The sequence below is a fragment of the Streptomyces sp. NRRL F-5122 genome (assembly GCF_001507435.1).
Taxonomy (GTDB): Bacteria; Actinomycetota; Actinomycetes; order Streptomycetales; family Streptomycetaceae; genus Streptomyces; species Streptomyces lannensis.
In genome coordinates this window covers 1-930 of record NZ_LMWH01000091.1, presented here as the reverse complement: position 1 = coordinate 930, position 930 = coordinate 1, and the positions used below count along the sequence as shown (strand labels likewise).

1 protein-coding gene is annotated in these 930 nt (G+C 67.1%); it reads right to left on the bottom strand.

Annotation, left to right across the window (positions count from 1 at the left end; translation table 11 throughout):
• On the bottom strand, nt 1-837 hold an 837-nt coding region (locus tag ADL25_RS11690), incomplete at its 3' end, for an IS1380 family transposase (RefSeq protein WP_059127621.1).
• Nucleotides 838-930: the final 93 nt, after the last annotated feature.

Genomic DNA, 930 nt, shown 5'->3' with positions numbered 1-930 from the left:
CTCGACGGCCACCGTCCATGCGGCGGGCGGGACTTTGAGGACGGCCTGGTGGATGGCGTCGGTGATGGTCATGCCGACCGAGTACGACAGCCACCTTCCCCGCTGGGCGAGCCAGGCTGTGAACTCGTGCGTTCCGCCTCCGGAGTCGGTACGAATCAGTGTCTGGCGTCCGCGTCGGTACTTCTTCGGCAGTTGGGCCAGGGCGAGTTGGGCCGTGGTGATGTGGTCGGCGGCAGTGTTGCTGCCTGCGTTGCCCGGTCTGAGCAGGCCGGCCACCGGTTCCCCGCTGCCACCGCTTCCGTGATCGACGAACCCCATCAGCGGGTGGTGTCCGAAGGTCTTTTTCCAGGTCGCGGTGGCGTCCTGCTTCTCGGAATGGGCCAGCACGAGCACCCCGTCCAGGTCGACGATCACCTGTCCTGCGGCGTCCGGGGCTGCATGCTTGGCCACGTTCCAGACGTGCTTGCGCGCTTCGGCGCGTGCGGCCCGTATCGCGTGAAGGGCCTTCGGTCCGGCCGCGGCGAGGGTGTCGATCAGGCGGGAGACTGTCGGGTCGGAAGCCACCGGCCCGAACACGGCCAGCTCGGCCCGCAGCATCCCGACATCCGCCAGACAGTCCCCGCCCAGCGCGACCGCGAGCGCCACATCCAGCAGGACCTTGCCCGGATCATGTACCGCGCGCAGCTTGCGCCACGGCGCCAATGCCGCCGATATCGCTCTGTCCAGGCCGGTCTTGCGGATTGTCTCCACCAGCAGCACACCACCGGCCTGGGAGACCACCCCGCGACCATCGCCTTCGGTACGGACACGCGGGTAGGACCCGATACGCTTCTTCACCTGGAGAGTGCTTCTTTCATGCGACGACCTGGACCCTAGACAAGTCCCATCGTTGCAGGTCAGGAGCACTCTTCGCGTTTCTGATCACCCACC